The following is a 13,506-nucleotide window of genomic DNA, read 5'->3' as shown; positions in this document are numbered from 1 at the left end:
CTTCATGAAGTTTTTTAGACAGAAAGCGAGACACGTGAAAATCGACAATAATTCAAAGACTTTACGGAGAAAGCAGCGACCTCACTCGAACCCACGCCCTCGCTAATAAGGGGGGAGCGTGGTCAATCGCTACGGGGGCGAGGCTGTTTCCCGGCGCCTGGCGTCAGGCGCGACGGAACAGCCTCTGCGAAAACGTCCCAGGGGCGGCAAAGCTCATTCCAGCGCGCCTTACGCCTCACATTGACCGCGACGGCGCGTCCGCACCGCCATCATAGTCGCGCCAGGCCGGAAGATCGTGCTCCGGCAGGCTCTGCGCCTGCATGACGGCGCGCGCCACGGCATGGGCCATCACCATGGCGGCAATCGTGCCGATGACGGTGACATCGGCTGAGATGCCGGTCGCCTTGCCGGTCGACAGCGCGAAGATCGTATCGCCATCGAACATGGTGTGGATCGGATTGATGCTGCGGGCGAAGCCGTCATGCGCCATCTGCGCGATCTTGCGCAGCTCGGCCTTGCCGAAGGCGGCATTTGTCGCGATCGCTCCGATGGTGGTGTTGGCGCCGCCGAAGCCGGTGACGCCATAGCCGCCCATCATCGCCGCCACGGTATCGCGGAAGCCTGTCCCCTCCCCGCTGCGCGCACCGGCGAGGATGCGGCCGTTCCTGGGATCGTAGACATCGCCGACGGCGTTGACCGCGACGACCGCGCCGACGACGATCCCGGTGCCCGGAACCGTCCAGCTCGCCGTGCCGAGACCGCCCTTCATCGCGAGGCTGGGACCGAAGAGCTTACCGATGGTCGCACCGGCGCCGGCGCCGACATTGCCTTCGGCGGACGGCGCGCTGGTTGCAGCACGGCAGGCCGCATAGCCCGCCTCTGCATCCGGCCGGATCGAGAAGTCGCCGACGCCGAGGTCCATCAGCACCGCCGCCGGCACGATCGGCACCACGCCGGCACCGATCGGGAAGCCGTGCCCCTTTTCCTCGAGATAGCGCGCCACGCCGGTCGCCGCCGCCAGCCCATAGGCGCTGCCGCCGGAAAGCAGCACGGCCTGGATCTTCTGGACGTAATTGCTGGGGTCGAGCAGGTCGGTCTCGCGCGTGCCGGGCGCCGCGCCGCGAACGTCGACGCCCGCCACCGCCCCGTCCTCGCAAAGGATGACGGAACAGCCGGTCGGGCGCGTGGTCAGCGTGTGATGGCCGAGCCTGATACCGGGCACGTCGACGATGCAGCCGCCGAGAATTTCGCTTCGATGGTCAACGATCATCGCCCTACTCCTGTCCTTCGTCGCCAAGGTCTTCGCCTCCACCCTCTTCCGACAGTCGAGAGGCGGTCAGATCGCATGGCTCCGGTTCGGCCCGCGGAGCATCTCCTTCAGCGCCGGCACGAGCAGGCCGAGGACCGAGACGCGCTCGGTCAGCACCTGCGCCTCCAGCAAGGTGCCGGCCGTGATCTGGGTGTCGGGCCCGTTCGAGGTGGTCCAGGCAAAGCCGGTGCTGGTGGCTTTGTCGCGCGTCATCTCGACGGTGATCAGGAAGGGCGGGCCGCTGGCGGTGAGCTTCTTGACGAGGTCGTCATTGCGCAGGATGTGGCGCAGCTGCTCGGGGCTCGCGGCAACGTCCGAGGTCTTCGACACGACACCCGCGATCGCGCCGAAGACGTCACGACGAACCGAGGTCGGGTCGATCAGCGCGGTCATGCCGGTGCGGATCTTCTTGCCGTCTTTGGCCGGGACGAGCACGGCCGCGACGAGGCGCGTGCCGCCGGGCCTGAGGCCGGTGAAGCTCTCGTCAACCGGCAGCAGGCTGACCAGCGCGGTGTCGAAGCGGATCAGGTCGCCCGGAAAGACCTTGAGCTCGGAGACGATGCCATACTGCGTGCTGCGAACCACGGTGTCGGTACGGACGCGGTCACGCAGACGGTCGATCTGCCGTTCCGACTGGGCTTTTCGCGTCGCCAAGGCGTGCAGCTCGCGCTCGTATTGCGCCTCGCGCTCGCGGGCCGAGAGGCTCAGGCCGAGCATTTCGCCGCGCTTGGTCGAGGTGCGCTCGAGCACTTCGGCGAGGTCGGCCTTCACATGGAGATAGCGCTCGAAGGTGATGTTGCCGGTCTTGCGCAGCGCCTCCTGGCCTTCCGCCAACTGCTGGAGCAACACCCGGCGCTGGTCGAGCAGGTCGATCGTCTCGCGCGCATTGGCTTCCTGCTGCTTGCGCACGCCCTCGAACAGCTCGGTGGTCTGGGCCTGCAAGGCCCGAACGCGCGCTTCCTCGCGGTTGATCAGCTCGAGCTCGCTCTCGGCCAGCTTCAGCTCCGTGTCGAGATTGGGTTGGACGATCCGCGCGATCTCCTGGCCGGGCACCACCCGCTGGCCTACATCGACGAGCATGTCGGTGACGCGCCCCTCATGCGCCGAGGCGATGGTGAATTCGAGCACGCCCTTGGAGCTGAGGATGACGCCGGCGCCGGAAACCGTGATCGGCACCTTGATGAAGGCGGCCGCGACGATGCTCGCGACGACGATCAGGCACAGCGTCGCGACCGCGGCGAGATAGCCGGGATTGACCAGCCGCAGGCCGCTGGCGAGCTGCTCCGGTCGCCGCAGCACGGCCTCGGCCTCGGGGCGGAAGACATTCTGGTCGTTCATCTGGCTTCGCGCCCCGGGGCGTGGAAGGTGGCGTGGCGGCGCATGATCTCGGCGGGTGTGCCGGTGTCGACGATGCTGCCGCGCTCGAACAGGATCAACCGGGCGGCCTTCGCCAGCGTCGAAGGCCGATGCGCCACCAGGATGCGGGTCACGGCGAGGCGATCCAGCGCACCGAGGATATGCTGCTGGGAAGAGCCGTCGAGCGCGCTCATCGCCTCGTCCAGCACCAGCATCGCGGGCTTTCGCGCCAGGGCCCGCGCAATCAGGATGCGCTGGACCTGGCCGGTCGACAGGCCGGCGCCGGTCTCGCCGATGATCGTGTGCAGCCCCATCGGCAAGGCGCGCAGCTCGTCCGCGAGCCCGACCTCCGCGGCGTAGTCCCAGGCTCCGGCTAGATCGATGCCGCTGACGCCGCGGATGTTGTCATAGATCGAGCCGGAGAAGAGACGGCTGTTCTGCATGACGATGCCGAGATGCCGGGTGAGCTGCCGGCGGTCGAGCCCCGCAACATCGTTGCCGTCGAGCAGGACGCGGCCGGCATGCGGCCGCTCGAGCCCGGTCAGCAAGGCGAGCGCGGTCGACTTGCCGCTGCCGGAGGCACCGACCAGTCCGACGAACTCGCCGGGCGCAATGGACAGATCGACATCGCTGAGCACGCGCCGCGCGCCATAGAAGAAGCTGACGCCGCTCATCTCGACCGCGCCCGACAGGCGTTCGACCGGGGCACCGGAGGTGAGCGGTTCGATCTCCTGCTCGATCAGCGAGCGGCCGAGCTTGGCCATCGGCATCAGCTTGGCCGAGCCCATCAGGGCATGGGCAAGTTCCTTGCCGGAGCGGAGCAGCCGGCCGAGCGCCATCACGAAGACGATCGCCTCGCCAGCGCCGATATGGGCGGCGGCCCCGGCATAGGCGATGGCCGCGAAGCACAGGCCGAGCACGACCATGTCCCAGAACGGCTCGATGACGGCGAGCCGGTTGGAGATCGTCGCCGAGCGCATCAGCCGGCTTTGGAAGGCGAGGAAATTCTCGCTCCACTGGCTGAAGGCGCGCTTCTCCAACCGCGCCGCGCGCACGATCGGCACGAGCCGCACGAGATCGTAGACGAAGGCGAGGACGATGACGTCCATGCGTTCGCCCTCATAGATCGCCTTGAACTGGGCCCAGCCGATCAGGGCGGTGATCCCGAGCAGGACGAGCACCAGCCCGATCGCGACGAGCCCGGCGGCCGGTGAGACGAAGGCGACGAGCGCGGCGGCCGCGAGCCCGTTGACCAGCGCCAGCATGCCGTTTGCCGCAAAGGCGAGGAGCGAGCGGCGGAATTTCTCCACCGTCTCCATCTGCGTGGCGAGGATCAGCGTGGTCGAGGCTCGCAGCGCCGCTGGCGGCAGGCGCAACAGGCGGTCGACCATCGCGGCGTGCAAGGCGAGGCCGGAGCGGCCCTGCGCCCGCAGTTCCGCCAGCCGACCGATCACGAAGAACGCGGTCTCCGCCAGCAGGGCGACGGCGAGGATCGCCAGGAGATTGGCAAGGAACTCCGTATCGGCCGTGTGTACGGCGATGTTGGCGATCTGCTCGGAGGCGATCGGCGTCAGCAAGGCGAGCAGGGCGCCGATGATGCCGCAGGCCGCCAGAAGCGCGAAATCCCAAGCGCTGTCGCGCAGGCCGAAACGGATGATCTCGCGATAGCTCAGCTTGCCGGCCGGCAAGGTCGCATAGAAGGCGAAGGCTTCCGGCGCGAGGCCCTGCCAATCGGTGGCCTGGAGCAGGCGAGGCTTCGTGCCGGCTTCGGGATCCTCGATCAGAAAGCCACCACGCAGGCGCGGGCGCAGGATCAGCGGGCGCTGCCGGCCGTCGAAGACGAGGAAGGGGCCGTCGCCCTCAGGGTGTGCGCCGGTATCGAGCCGGATCGGGCGCAGGCGCAGGCCATGGGTGGCGGCAAAACGCTCGATGAAGTCCTCGCGGCTTTCGCCGTCGCGCTCGCGGATCGGCAGGGGCTTGAGCCGCTTCGCCTCGACGAGCCGCGTCGCGGCGATCGCGAGCGGGCTATGGACTCCGGCGGGAAGGCGCTTGAAGCGGCCGGCGAGCAGGCGATCGAAGCCGCCGAGCGTGTCAGTGAAAGCCTTGTCGCCGCGCCGCGCCTGGACCTTCGCTTCCGATACGCTGCGCAGCTGCTCGGCCTCGCAACGTTCGGCGAGGATGGCGAGCAGCCTGTCCGTCTCGCGCGCATAGGTCTCGACATCCTCAGGATGAGCAAAGGCGCCGGCCGGCGTCCCGATCACCCGCGATAGCGCCTCGAGCCAGAGGATCGCGCCATCGATGTCGCCGCCCGGATCGAGCGTCGCCCAGCGTCCAGCCCTGACGAAGAAGCGCGGGTCACCCGGCCGCGCCGGCAGCAGCGCGCCGATGGGGAGCGCCGCGACGAAGCGCTGCCGGCCGTCGGGCAGCGCGAGATAAAGATCGGCCTCGCCCTCGCCGAGCGTGAGGGGAGTGTCCTCGGTCAGCTCGTAACTCTGCCGGGCGGCGAGCCGGATCGCGGGCGGCGAAGCGACGTCCATCAGGCATCCTCCGCGGCGGTTTCCCGCAGCATCGCCGCGGCTCCATCGGAGGCCTGATAGGCATCTTCGATAGCGAGCGGGAATAATCTGCCGTGGTGCAGCCCCTCGACCCGGTCGAGATGCCGGATCGCGCTCGCCCGGTTGGTGAGCAGGATCACGGTGACCCCGCGCCGCCGCAGATTGCCGATAATGCGCGCCTCGGTCGCTTCGTCGAGCGCGCTGGTGGCGTCGTCCAGCACCAGGATGTCGGGGCGAATGACGAGCGCGCGAGCGAGCGCCAGACGCTGCCGTTCGCCGCCGCTGAAGCCACTGCCGCCTTCGCCGACCAGACCGTCGACCCCGCCCGGCCGGCTCGCCACGGCCTCGGCGATCTCGGCATCATCGAGCGCACGCTGGATTTCTGCATCGTCGGCCTTGTCGTCCCAAAGGGTCAGCGCAGCACGCAACGAGCCGGCGGGAAGGAAGGGCTCCTGGTCGACATAGCCGACGCCGAGACCGGCCGGCCGCCAGTCCGCGGCGCGGGTCTCGAACGAGACCTCGCCCGAGACCGGCGTGACCAGCCCGGTCAGCAGGCGCGCAAGCGTGCTCTTGCCGCTGCCGGAACTGCCCATGATGCCGACGCATTCGCCGGGCTCGACCGAGAGCTGGAGATTGCGCAGCAGAAGCTCGCCATTGGAGTAGCCGAAGGCGACATCGCGCAGCCGGATGCGGCCGGTCGCCACAGGAATTTCGTCCGCAGACCGGGTCGCTTCCACGACTTTGCCGGCCGCGCCATGACCCAGTGCATCGCCCAGCCGCCCGATCGCCGCCGAGGACTGGCCGATCGCCGTGCTGATCCCGGTCAGCGCGCCCAGGGCCGAGGAGAACAGCGACGCCAGCATCAGGAAGCCGAGCAGCGTGCCCAGCGTCATCTCGGTCTTGATCACCAGCAGCGCGCCGACGCCGAGCACGGCCAAGGTCGTCGCCCGGCTGCCGAGATAGGGCAAAGCGGCGAGCAGGCGGATTGTGCGTCCGTTCTCCTGCTCCGAATTCACCAGCCGGGCCTGGGCCTCCAGCAGGCGATTGAAGAGCAGCCCCTCTCCGCCCCCTGCCCTGGCCTGCTCCAGCAGCGCCGTACCCTGCACGGCCGCGGCATGGGCCTGGCCCGCCGCCATCTGCAGATGCACCGCCCGCTCCTCGACGCGCTTGCGCACCAGGCGCAGCACGGAGAATTCGAGCACCGCGAACAGGACCAGGACCCCGGTCAGCCAGAGATCATAGGCGAGCATGACGAGGAGGTAGCCGAGCATGGCGAGAAGATGCGTCGCCATCTGGGCCATCGGGCCCGAGGCGATGCCGGCCAGCTGCGCCGCGAGCTGCGGCCGGCTCGATATCTCGACGGCGCTGCGCCTGACGAAGAACTCATAGGGCAAGCGGAACAGGCGCCAGACGAACACCGCCGAGACCGCGGCGCCGATCTTGGTCTGCAGTAGCAGGAGGCCGCGCATATAGACGGCGGCGAGTGCGGCATGCAGCGCGCCGACGGCGATCAGCCCGCCGAGCAAGGGCAAGAGCCAGTCGCCTCGCCCCTGGACCAGATAGTCGTCGACGAAGACCCGGGTCAGGCCGGGCACCAGCACGCCGAGCGCGACCATGGTCGCGCTGACCAGGATGACCGAGGCGAACATGCCGCCCGAACCGCACAGGAGCCCTGCAAGGCGCCGGCTGGTCGCCGGCGGTTTGGGCGTCGGCCGGAAATCGGGTCCGGGACGGAAGGCCAGCGTCACTCCGGTGAAGCGCCGCCCGAACTCCTCGCGACCGATCTCGCGGCGGCCATGAGCGGGGTCGTTGACGGTGAAGCCGCGCCGGCCGATCGCCTCCAGCACGACGAAATGATTGAAGTCCCAGAACAGGATCTGCGGCAGCGGCAGCTCCGCGAGGTCCTCGACCTCGCGGCTATAGGCGCTGGCCTCCAGCCCGCGCCGACCCGCGGCCTCGACGATATCGGCCGCCGAGACGCCATCGCGTGAGACGCCGCAACTGTCCCGGACGGCATCGAGCGTCTCCCAGCGCCCGAAGGCGGCGAGAACCATGGCGAGGCAGGCCGCCCCACACTCCGCAGCCTCCATCTGCAGGACGGTCGGAACCGGCCCGGCGCGCCTGACTGGCCCAGGGCCGCGTTCAGCCATGGCAGCCTTCCGGCGGCTTGGCAGCGAGGATCATTTCGCCCATGCGCGCAGCGCCGCGAAGCCGATCTCGATCTGCTCGGCGCTCGATGCACCACGCTCGGCGGCCTTGGCCAGCTCGACATAGGCCGCCTTGAGCGAGGCGTCGGGATAGTCCGGAACCGGCCCGCCGGCGCGCTGCGCCACCTGCTTTTCGAGATCGACCACCGTCAGGAACGCGACGAGTCTCGTCTTGCCCTGTGCCAGGACGTTGTCGAAATAGCCGATGGTCAGGATGCGGCGGGCCGCCTTGTAGGCCTCGTCCAGCGTCGCAGCCGGCGTGCTGGCATCCTTCGCCATGGCGGCGGCGCCGATCTTGCCGATCCACTCGGCCTGCGAGGCCGACCAGCCATCGGCCTGCGCCCGGCGGCTCAGCGTCTCCTCGACCGAGGTGCCGGGCTGCTCGGCCTGGACCAGGACGGGCGGCTGCGGAGGCATGGCGAACGGCACGAACATCATCTTCTCATCCTCCGCAGCGGAATCCGGCGCGCGCCGGATCAGCTCAGGCCGCGCTCGCTCAGCTCACGGATCACGCCATAGCCGGTGGCGATCTGGTCCTCGGTCGAAAGCCCCTTCTCCGCCGCCGCCTCGACGGCGCGGCAGGCCTCGAGCAGGATCGGGTCCGGATAGTCCGGCGCCGCATCGCCACGCCGCTCGGCGACCTGCTTCTCGAGGTCGATCACGGTCAGGAAGGCGGTGTAGCGGTTCTTGCCCTCGTCCAGGGCGTTGTCGAAATAGCCGGCGGCGAGCTTGCGCCGCGCGATCGCGTAGGCCTGCTCCAACGCCTCGGTGCCCGGCACGCCATCGGCCACCGCCTGGAACAGCGGCTGCTTGGCGAGCTTGTCGAGCCAGTCGGCCTGCGACTTCGACCAGCCCTCGGCCTCGGCCCGCTCCAGGATCTTCTTGCGGGAGCTGGCATCGAGCTCGGCCGCGGCCGGCGGGAGGTCACGCGCCAGCTCGGCCTTGTAGGCGGCGATCTCCTCGGGAGAACTCTTGTCGTTGATCATCGCTCATCCTCTCGATTATGCGTGGCGACGCGCAACGCGCATCAGCTGAACAGGCCGCGGAAGAAGCCGCCGACCGGGTTGTTGGTCAGATGGCCGAGGACCTTCGCACCGAAATTGCCCTTTTCGATGTCTCGGGCCGCATCCTGCATCGCCTGCTTGACGTTGCTCTCGATCTTGAAGTTGAGCTGGAGACCGACGCCGAGAGCGGCACCGACATTCAGGCTGGTGGCGACCTTGCCGTCTTTGATCTCGAAATCGCCGTCCATCTTGGCGCCGATCTTGCCGATATAAGCGCCGGCGCCGATATCGGCCCCGCCATTCTTGCCGTGGAAGCCGGTCGTGCCCTCGACGCCGACCCCGGCCGAAGCCTCGGCGCCGACGCCGACCTTGGCCTTGATCTTGCCGTCCTTGGCGAAGGGATTGAAGGTGACCTCGGCCTCGGCCTTCGCTTCGGCCTTCGCCTTTGCGTAGACCTCGAGATCGTTGCGGATGGTGTGGTCGCCGACCTTGGTCTCGCTGGTCAGGTTCGCCTTCACCGAAGCCTCGACCGAGGCCTTGGCCTGCAGCGACAGCCCGTCGAAGCCGAGGCGCGCGCCGGCCTTGGCATTCGCCTCGGCATGGGCGGTCGCGGCGATCGTGTGCTTGTGCTCGACATCGCCGAACTTGGTGGTGTGCGAGTGGCTGGCTTCGGCATGGGCCGTGACCTTGGTCGCGGCCTCAGCGCTGACGCTGTTGGCGGTCACCACCGCCTTGGCGCTGTTCTCGAAGGACGCCCCGGCATAGGCCTTGTTGGTGACGGTGGTCGAGACGCCATTGCCGTGGTCGGTCGTCTTGCTGTCCTCGATGCCGGCCTCGGCGCGGATGTTCCAATGGGCGCTCGCCCCGCGACCGACGCCGTTGGTGTAGGTCGTGGTGCCGCTCTCAGTCTTCACCTGAGCGATGGTGGTACGCTCCTTGGTGACGTCGCCGTCGGTCGTCTTGGCCTTGGTGATGCCGCCGGCGAGCACGTTCTCGTGGTCGGTGCTGTACAGCTTGCCGGCCGCCTTGGCGGCGTCCCTGTCGGCCTGCTCGAACTGCTTGGAGCCGTATTCGTTGACCTTGCCCCAGCCCTTCTCGGCCACCGAGCGGACCTGGTCGGTGCGGGTCGGCTTCGGCGGCTCGACGCTCTTCGTGGCCATCTGCTTCGGCATGGTGTCGGCGCGGGGACGGGTCTCCTCGGCCTTGTCCTTGCCGGTCTTCACCGGGTTGGCACCGACCGAGTTCGAGCGCTCCTTGCCGCCGGCCTCGCCCGCCGCCTTCTTGGCGGCGGCCTGGGTGGCGGCCTCGCTGCCGAGCTTGTCCTTGGAGCCCTGGAGCTGCTGCTTCGCCTCGGCGAACTTCTTCTGGGCAGCCTCGGAAGCCGCCTTGGTCTCGGCTTCCTTGGCCTTGGCGTCGCTATGGGCGGTCGTGGCCTTCTCGACCTTGTTCTGGCTGACGGCCTCGCGGTAGAGCGCATCGCTGTGCGCCTTGACCGCGTCCTTCATCTGGGCGGGGTCCTGCTTGGCGGCAGCGAGCTTGATCCCGGCATCGGTGCCCGGGACCCTGGCCTTGGCGATGTCGCGCTCGGACTCGGCGAGCCGCTTGGTCTCCCCGGTCTTGGTCACCGAATTCTGCGCGTCCTTATGCGCCTTGTCGGCGTCGCGCATGTCCTTGAGCGGGTTCTCGGCAGCCTTCTTCTGCTGCTGGGCCTGCTCCTGCTGCTCGGCCTTCTTGTCAGCCGCCTGCTGGGCCTTGGCCGCATCCCATTTGTCGGTGAGGTTCTTCTGGGCCTCGACCTTCTGCGCCTTGTCCGCCTCCGCCTTGGCCGCGTCGCGCGCCGGGGTGGAGACCGAGGACTCCCATTTCTGGGTGATCTTGCCGGTGGCGGGGTCCTTGACCGGGACGGTCTTCACCTCGGCCTTGGCATAGGTGTCGGCCACGGCGAGCTTGCCGGCCGGCGCCGCGGTCTTGCCGTCGGCGTTCTTGCGGAAGCCGTCCTCGACATCCCGGCTGAAATCGGGCTGGCCCTTCTTGCCGCCCTGGATTTCCTGGAGCTGCGCGTCGAGCTGCTTGAACAGCGGATCGCCCGCCTGCGCCTTCGCCGCGACCTGGGCCGGGGTCAGGTTCTCCTTCGCCCTTGTCTCCTGGTTCGACATCACGATCCTGACGCCGTCGGCATCGCCCTTCTGGCCCCAGGCGACGAAGGTGACCCTGGCGTCGGAAGGCGACTTGCCGGAGTTCTTGGACCCTGTCTCGACAACCAGCCGCAGGTCGAAGCGCTTGTCCTCGCCGTAGTTGACCTTGCTCTCCAGCACCGTCGCCGCGGGCTTGGCAGCAGCCGCCTTGTCGGTGGTGGCCGCATCGACTTTGACCTGCGGCGCGACGACCGGCGCCGCGTCCTGCTTGCCGGCGGTCAGCGCGATCGCGAAATCGCCGTCGATATGCTTCTTCTCATTGGGATTGGCGCCGCCGACGATCGACTTCAACACGTCGAGCGAAATGGAGTCCTGCTGCCGGCGCGACTTGCCGCCTCGATCCTGAGTCTGCGTCATGTCCGAACGCGCGACGTTTGCCGCGCTCCCTCTCGTTGAGCCAATACCCGGTTGCCGTTGCTGCGATTCTTGTTTTTGTCGGCTCAGGACCTGCGATCCCGGCCGATAATGACTACCGAACCACTAGCGGCCGACAAATTGCCGTTGAGTTAAAAACTCAGGATTTCCTTGCATTTTGACGCGCCAACAGCGCCCTGCGATGGGGGAAAGCTAGATGCGCGCGCTTACAGCAGCCTTACGGAAGCCAGGTGCTGCCGCCTGCGATGAAAAGCCTGGCAAGCCGCTCACGCAGCGCCGCGCGGGGTGGAACCGCCCAGCGACGCCTCGGCGGGAAGGGCGCCATTTGCGATTGTTCAACGATTGGGCGGCTTAGCTAGCCGCGTTTTGAGGCGCAAGCGCCGTGGATGACAGGTCCTGCCTCATCCCGGCAAGGCGGGAGCCAGACTGCTCGTGAGACTGCTGCTCATCGAAGACAATGACGACCTCGCCAAGCTGATAGGCGGCCAGCTGGAAGCCGCCAGCTATGGCGTCGACCGCGTCGACTGCGTCTCGGACGCGATCGCGGTGCTAGATTCCCGCAGCTATACGGCGATGATCCTCGATCTCGGCCTGCCGGACGGCGACGGGTTGAAAGTGCTGCGCCATGTCCGCAGCCAGCAGCTTCCCTTGCCGGTTCTGATCCTCAGCGCGCGCGGCGCCATGGACGAGCGGGTCAAGGGCCTGGAACAGGGTGCCGACGACTATCTCGCCAAGCCCTTCGCCTTCGAGGAGTTGAAGGCGCGCCTTGCGGCGCTGCTGCGCCGGCCGGGCGCCCTGCTGGGCGCGCAGCTGACTGTGAGCAACCTCGTCTTCGACACGCAAGGCCGGCAGGCGAGCGTCGAGGAAAGGCCCCTTCCCCTGTCAGCCCGCGAGACCCAGTTGCTCGAACTGCTGATGCGCCGGGCCGACAAGATCGTGCCCAAGGGAACGGTCGAGGACCAGCTCTTCGGCCTCGACGACGAATTCGGCTCCAATGCGGTCGAAGTTTATATCCACCGACTGCGCAAGCGCCTGCAGGACGGCAAGGCCGCCGTGACGATCAACACCGTGCGCGGCGTCGGCTATGTCCTGACGGCGGCCGCCTGATGCTCCCCCATCGCCGCAGCCTGCTGTCGAAGATCTTCCTGCTGCAGGCTGCAGTGCTGTGTCTCGCGGCGCTGATCGTTCCGCTTGCCATCAACGCGATGCTGCAGAAGCGCGCGAGCTTCTTCGAAGCCAAGGTCCTGACGGACCGGGCGAGGCTGATCGCCGAGGCGCTGGCCGCAGGGCCGGACGGCAAGCTGCAACTGGCGCCGGGCCGCTATTCGCGAGAAGGCGAGAGCGGCGAATTCGGCTACGCGGTGGTGGAGGCGAACGGCACGGTCCAGCTCACCTCCTCCGCCTTCGCCGAACGCCTGCTCAGCGCGCTCGGGCGCAGCGACGCACCGAAATTCTTCTCGCTTGCGGCGGACGGGCGGCAGTACCGGGCGGTGAGCTTTCCGGTGACGATCGAGAACCGGCCCTATTGGGTCATCCTCGGCTGGAACCTCAGCGAAGAGGACGTGATCCACGACGATCTGCTGCGTAACTTCCTCTGGGCCGCACTGGCGATCGCTGTGCCCTTGCTGGCGGTGCTCCTCGCCTTGAATGCAATGATCGTGAAGCGCTTCTTCCGGCCGGTGCTCGACGTCTCCCGGCGAGTGGCGGCGCTCGATCCGGCGCGCAGCGACGCGCGCCTCGCGACGGCCGACCTGCCGGCCGAAGTGTTGCCGCTCGCGGAGGCCTTCAACGTCGCGCTGACCCGCGTCGAGCAGAGCTACAAGGTGCAGAAGGAGTTCACCGCCGACGCTGCCCATGAGCTGCGCACCCCGCTGGCCGTGCTCGACGCGCGCCTGCAGACACTGCCGGAATCCGAGGCGCGGACGGCCCTGCTCGCGGATGCCCGACTGATGGCCCGCATCGTCAACCAGCTGCTCGACATGGCGACGCTCGAGCAGGAGGACAGGGCAGGCGGCGAGACCGACCTGCTCGATGTCAGCCGCTCCGTAGTCGGTGACCTCGCGATCGAGGCCATCAAGAAAGGGCAATCGCTCGGACTGGTCGAGCCGGAAGGCCTAACCAGCCTGCGTGTTCAGGCGCATGAGCAGGATGTCTGGCACATGCTGCGCAATCTCGTGGAGAACGCCATCCGCCACACGCCGGCGGGCACCACGATCGACGTCGTCCTGGGCAAGGATGGCAGCCTGACCGTGCAGGACGATGGCCCGGGGATTCCGGAGGAGCTGCACGAGCACATCTTCAAGCGCTTCTGGCGGCGCAAGCGCAGCGGTGGATCGGGTGCAGGCCTCGGCATGGCGATCGTCCAGCGCGTCGCCCAATCCAATGGCGGCTCGATCACGCTGCGTTCGGCGGAGGGCCAGGGAACCGCCTTCATCATTCGCCTGCCGCTGGCATCCGAAGTAGAACCGACCCCGGCACCCGTTCATTCGCGCTGAGGAAGGTCCG

8 protein-coding genes and 1 pseudogene are annotated in these 13,506 nt (G+C 68.0%); 2 read left to right on the top strand and 7 right to left on the bottom strand.

Annotated elements, in window-relative coordinates:
* Positions 1 to 235 precede the first annotated feature (235 nt).
* The 7 genes and pseudogenes from DK26_RS25890 to DK26_RS25860 all read right to left on the bottom strand — a co-directional run.
* Positions 236 to 1,249 (bottom strand): annotated as a pseudogene (locus DK26_RS25890) (P1 family peptidase); the annotation flags it as partial.
* A gap of 87 nt (positions 1,250 to 1,336) precedes the next feature.
* Positions 1,337 to 2,647, bottom strand: a complete 1,311-nt coding sequence (locus DK26_RS25885; protein WP_066479027.1) for an NHLP bacteriocin system secretion protein — start codon at positions 2,645 to 2,647, stop codon at positions 1,337 to 1,339.
* Positions 2,644 to 5,202, bottom strand: a complete 2,559-nt coding sequence (locus tag DK26_RS25880; RefSeq protein WP_066479025.1) for an ATP-binding cassette domain-containing protein — start codon at positions 5,200 to 5,202, stop codon at positions 2,644 to 2,646. Before DK26_RS25880 ends, DK26_RS25885 begins: the two co-directional genes overlap by 4 nt.
* On the bottom strand, positions 5,202 to 7,370 hold the full coding sequence (locus tag DK26_RS25875) for a cysteine peptidase family C39 domain-containing protein (RefSeq protein WP_083533606.1): 2,169 nt from the start codon (positions 7,368 to 7,370) through the stop codon (positions 5,202 to 5,204). The genes DK26_RS25880 and DK26_RS25875 overlap by 1 nt, the downstream gene beginning before the upstream one ends.
* Before the next feature lie 30 nt (positions 7,371 to 7,400).
* A complete protein-coding gene (locus DK26_RS25870; RefSeq protein ID WP_157089853.1) occupies positions 7,401 to 7,865 on the bottom strand; it encodes a hypothetical protein in 465 nt (154 codons plus the stop codon).
* Between the two features lie 38 nt (positions 7,866 to 7,903).
* A complete protein-coding gene (locus DK26_RS25865) occupies positions 7,904 to 8,413 on the bottom strand; it encodes a hypothetical protein (protein ID WP_066479019.1) in 510 nt (169 codons plus the stop codon).
* A gap of 41 nt (positions 8,414 to 8,454) precedes the next feature.
* Entirely contained in the window at positions 8,455 to 10,983 is a 2,529-nt protein-coding gene (locus DK26_RS25860) for a hypothetical protein (protein WP_066479014.1), read from the bottom strand.
* Positions 10,984 to 11,433: 450 nt separating this feature from the next.
* On the opposite strand from DK26_RS25860, the gene DK26_RS25855 reads away from it, so the two are divergent.
* Both DK26_RS25855 and DK26_RS25850 read left to right on the top strand, forming a co-directional pair.
* Positions 11,434 to 12,108: a response regulator transcription factor gene (locus DK26_RS25855; protein WP_066479009.1), complete on the top strand. Its 675-nt coding sequence runs from the start codon at positions 11,434 to 11,436 to the stop codon at positions 12,106 to 12,108.
* Positions 12,108 to 13,496 carry a HAMP domain-containing sensor histidine kinase gene (locus tag DK26_RS25850; RefSeq protein WP_066479005.1) on the top strand — a complete coding sequence of 463 codons (1,389 nt, stop codon included), beginning with the start codon at positions 12,108 to 12,110 and terminating at the stop codon, positions 13,494 to 13,496. The genes DK26_RS25855 and DK26_RS25850 overlap by 1 nt, the downstream gene beginning before the upstream one ends.
* The last annotated feature ends 10 nt before the right edge of the window (positions 13,497 to 13,506 follow it).

It is taken from the genome of Allobosea sp. WAO (assembly GCF_001509835.1).
Classification (GTDB): Bacteria; Pseudomonadota; Alphaproteobacteria; order Rhizobiales; family Beijerinckiaceae; genus Allobosea.
Note: the sequence above shows the minus strand (reverse complement) of the source record. Positions and strands in the feature narration are given on the sequence as shown.